This is a genomic window from Mesorhizobium sp. M7A.F.Ca.CA.002.04.1.1, from assembly GCF_004022805.1.
In the GTDB taxonomy this organism is placed as follows: domain Bacteria; phylum Pseudomonadota; class Alphaproteobacteria; order Rhizobiales; family Rhizobiaceae; genus Mesorhizobium; species Mesorhizobium ciceri.
The window spans coordinates 1-4105 of sequence record NZ_RZPL01000535.1; the positions used below are offsets into that span (position 1 = coordinate 1).

Below are 4105 nucleotides of genomic sequence, written 5' to 3' on the forward strand. Positions count from 1 at the left end.
GGCATAGAAGGCGCCGGGCGTTTCCGCCGCGATCTTCTCGGCCATGTCCTGGTAATATTCGGCATGGCCCTTGCCGACATCGGAGCGCGTCATGCGCACTTCGGCGCCGAGCGCGCGCAGGTGCTGGATCTTTTCGCGCGACATCTTGTCGGGCACCACCAGCACGATGCGATAGCCCTTGGGGATGCCGACCTGGGCAAGGCCAAGCCCGGTGTTGCCGGCCGTCGCCTCGACAATGGTGCCGCCGCGCTTGAGCTTGCCCTGCTTTTCAGCCGCGGCGATCATCGACAGCGCGATGCGGTCCTTGATCGAGCCGCCGGGATTCTGGCTTTCGAGCTTGATGAACAGCCGGCATTTGCCGGTGTCGAACTTGGTCAGCTCGACCACCGGCGTCTGGCCGATCAGGTCGAGCACCGACTTGTAGGGCGGACGCAGGCGGGACAATTCGGCTTCCGAGGGGGCACTGTCCAGTGTGGCGATCTCATGCTCGCTCATATCGATGCTCCATGACCAAGCGACCGCCTCTGGGCAGGGCGGCAGCGTAGCCTCTTTTCCAGCCCTTTGCAGTCGGAAAGAAGATAGATCGTGCCAATCAACCGGCCAGATGCGGAATGAAATTCCGGTTTGTGCCTCAAGGGCTTGGAGGGTGTGTTGAGATTCAGGTCAGGCCGAGCCGAAAATGGCAGATTCCGAGAACCGGAGCAGAGCGTACTTTTGGGTACGTGAGCACCGGAAGCCACAGGAAGCCGCATTTGCAGGCCGGCATCACCTGAATATCGACACAGCCTACCCCAGCAGCTGCTTGCTCAGCCTCGCACACTGCACGCGGATATCGGGGATGGCGTCGATCTCGAAGAAGGTGCCGCGCGTCAGCGGGCCGACGGCGAGGATCTTGGCCGAAACGGTTCCGTCGCCGGCGATGATCTCGCATTTGGTCGATACGTCGAGGCCGATGCGCAGCGGATCCGGCCTTGCCAGGCCGCGGTCGACCAGCGAGCGCACGACGCTGTTCGACGAGGTCGAGATGTCCCTGACGATGCCAGAGCAATCGTAGATGCGGGCAACCTCGAAGGTCTCGAGACGCTGCGTGTGACGCGACTGGACCTGGACGGTGAATTCGCCGTTGCGCGCAATGTCGACGACGCGGCCGGCGACCAGGCGGATGCGGCCGGATTGCACGGCCTCGGTGACACGGGCGTAGACCTCGGGCGCCATGCGATGGCGGTGGATGTCCCACCAGGCCTTGGTGTGCTCGACGAAGCGGCGTTTGGCGGAAGCCGGCCAGTTCTGCCAGATCTTCTGGTTGAACGGCCGCAGCCCGTCGACGACGTCACGCCAGTCGATGCCGGCCTTCTGGTTTTCCTTGATCAGGTCGCGGAACCAGCCGACGAAATAGGAGAGCTGCGTGCCGAGCGGAATGTCGGCGACGTCGAGCTTGATCGGATTGCCCTTGCGATGCGGCGAGGGCAGCAGGCCGCGCCTGGACACAGCTATGATGTCGCCGCGATGGCCGCGTTGCTCCAGCGCCAGGAAAGCATCGACCATGCTGAGGCCGGTGCCCAGCACCATGACGCCGGCGCCGGGCGGAAGTGCTGTGTCGGCTTCCGATCCCATCCTGATGGCATGGCCTTGCGCCGGCTCCTCGTCGTGGCCGGTGGCCAGCACGGCGAGATGCGCAACGACGCTGGTGCCGTTGGCCAGCGCCACTTCGACGCCGGAGGCGGTGGGCGTGATCGAGAGGCTTTCCTCGCGGATCAGCCGAAGCCGACCGCTCTGCTTTTCCCGCGCTTCCAGATCGACCAGCAACTCGCCGAGATAGCGGGCATAGATGCTGCGTGGCGCATAGAAGGGCGCCTCCTCAGCCGTTGCCAGGCCGCGTTCCTGAAGCCAGCGCCAGAAATTGCCGGGATCGTCGGCATAGGCGCTCATGCCGGCGGCGCTGACATTCAGTACATGCGCCGACAGCAGCGTCGAATAGGCGATGCCCTGGCCGAAATGCGGGCGCCTTTCGATCAGCGTGACGCGCAGGTCGGGATTGGGCGACTTCAGGAGATGCGCGGCCAGCACGACGCCGCTGGCGCCGCCACCGACAATGATGATGGAGTTGGCGCGCCCGGTCATAGGCATGCCTTCGCTCTGCGCAGCGCCAGTGTCAGGCCTGGACCTTCACCGCGACCGGCAGATCGCCGATGCCGACCGACAGGTCGTCGAGAGAGATATCGCGCATTTCGGCGAGGCTGCGCTGATCGAGCACCTCGGCGATCGCCTGCCGGACCTCGAGCATCAGATGTCGGACTTGGCATCTCGCCTCGTTGCAATCTTCACAGCGCTGGTACTGGGTGCGGCTGGCGCAGGGGATCGGCGCCAGCGGACCGTCGAGGACGCGCACCACATGGCCGACCTTGATCTCGTCGGCGGGGCGCGCCAGGCGATAGCCGCCATCCTTGCCCTTGCGGCTCTGGACGAAGCCGGCATTGCGCAACTCGCCCAGGATGGCGTCGAGAAATTTCTTCGGGATGTTGTTGCCGGTGGCGACGTCGTTGACGAAGGCGAGCTGCCCGGCCGGCAATCGCGCGAGGTGGACAAGCGCCTTGAGGCCGTACTTACCTTTTTTGGTGAGCATGAGATCAAATTTTCTCTGGCATGCGACGGCATGGAACCATCGGTTGCAAAACGCCTGGCGTGCGTTGCCGCCGCGTCCAAGCCCGCATGACACATAAATTCTAGTGACATGATGTACAAGCCGAGAACTTCTGATTTTGCTTCGTTTTCAAGCCGCGCGGGCCATTTTGACTAGCCTTTGTGCCCACAGGGACACAAAAGCGCACGAGTTTGGGGGCGCGATCATCGCGATATGGTGACTGCTCATCGTCGCCTCCAATCTCAATGTCGATAAGATTACTATACTTACCCTCGAACACGCGGAATGGGTTGTCAAATCGGCGGTTATTTGAGGCATGAATTTGCCTGGAAGAGGCCGGAAGCGGGAATTCTAGTTCGCGGTGGGCGTAGGCGGAGCCATCACCGCAGTTCAGGAGGTTAAAGGTCGGTGGAACAGAGGGGGGCGCTGGCCCGCCGGCGTCGAAAGGCCTGCCCTGTGGCGACACTCTGCCCCACCGCAACCACCCTATCCGCCTCACCACCTCACCATCGACAGCTTTTTTCTAACAAGCCCGCCTTGGTTGGAAGGATTTAACTCTACAAGAACCATAGAATTAGCTGACTATTATGAAGCATTCCGGTTTTTCTCTTTTCAGGAGCCCTTCATGTCCACCATTTCGCGACGCATTCTTCTGCTCTCGTCGGCGGCACTTGCCGGTGCGGCCTTCCTCGGCCCGGCCCTTGCCAACGACCTCAAGATCACCATCGGCTACCAGACGGTGGTCGAACCCTCGAAAGTGCCGCAGGCCGACGGCGCCTATGAAAAGGCGACGAAGGCCACCATTGATTGGCGCAAATTCGATTCCGGCGCCGATGTCATCGCCGCGGTCGCTTCCGGTTCGGTCGATATCGGCTATGTCGGCTCGAGTCCGCTGGCGGCGGCGGCGAGCCGCGAGTTGCCGATCCAGACCATCTTCATCGTCGGCCTGATCGGCGAATCCGAGGCGCTGGTGGCACGCAACGGCGCCGGCATCGAGAAAATCGCCGATCTCGCCGGCAAGAAGGTCGCCGTGCCGTTCGTCTCGACGACGCATTACAGCCTGCTCGCAGCACTGAAGCATGAGGGCGTCGATCCGAAGTCGGTCGAGATCCTCAATCTCCGGCCTCCGGAAATCGCCGCCGCCTTCTCGCGCGGCGACATCGACGCCGCTTATGTCTGGGATCCGGCGCTCGGCCAGATCAAGACGACGGGCAAGGTGGTGGTGGATTCCTCGCAGGTCGCCGCCTGGGGCGCGCCGACCTTCGACGCCTGGATCGTGCGCACCGACTTCGCCGAAAAGAACCCGGAAGCGGTGCGCGACTTCGTCAAGGTGACGGGCGCGGCATATGCCGAGTTCCTCGCCAAGCCCGAAGCCTGGTCGGTATCGTCGCCGCAGGCGGCCGCGATCGCCAAACTCACCGGCGCCAAGCTGGAAGAAGTGCCGCAGCTGCTCAAGGGCTATGT

The 4105-nt window shown here is 63.0% G+C and carries 4 protein-coding genes; 1 reads left to right on the forward strand and 3 read right to left on the reverse strand.

The window, feature by feature from the left end; translation table 11 throughout:
• The 3 genes from ENZ75_RS23580 to ENZ75_RS23590 form a co-directional block, all read right to left on the reverse strand.
• On the reverse strand, window positions 1–495 hold a 495-nt coding region (locus tag ENZ75_RS23580; RefSeq protein ID WP_128278346.1), incomplete at its 3' end, for a pyridoxal-phosphate dependent enzyme.
• A 291-nt stretch (window positions 496–786) separates the two neighbouring features.
• On the reverse strand, window positions 787–2121 hold the full coding sequence (locus tag ENZ75_RS23585; RefSeq protein WP_013528704.1) for an FAD/NAD(P)-binding protein: 1335 nt from the start codon (window positions 2119–2121) through the stop codon (window positions 787–789).
• Window positions 2122–2152: 31 nt separating this feature from the next.
• Window positions 2153–2623, reverse strand: a complete 471-nt coding sequence (locus ENZ75_RS23590) for an Rrf2 family transcriptional regulator (RefSeq protein WP_063169612.1) — start codon at window positions 2621–2623, stop codon at window positions 2153–2155.
• A 643-nt stretch (window positions 2624–3266) separates the two neighbouring features.
• Between ENZ75_RS23590 and tauA the strand changes: the two genes are divergently transcribed.
• On the forward strand, window positions 3267–4105 hold an 839-nt coding region (gene tauA, locus ENZ75_RS23595; protein ID WP_128278347.1), incomplete at its 3' end, for a taurine ABC transporter substrate-binding protein.

Coding starts and splice junctions, on each gene's coding strand:
- ENZ75_RS23590 (WP_063169612.1), bottom strand. CDS start 2,623: ATGCTCACCAAAAAAGGTAAGTACGGCCTCAAGGCGCTTGTCCACCTC.
- ENZ75_RS23585 (WP_013528704.1), bottom strand. CDS start 2,121: ATGACCGGGCGCGCCAACTCCATCATCATTGTCGGTGGCGGCGCCAGC.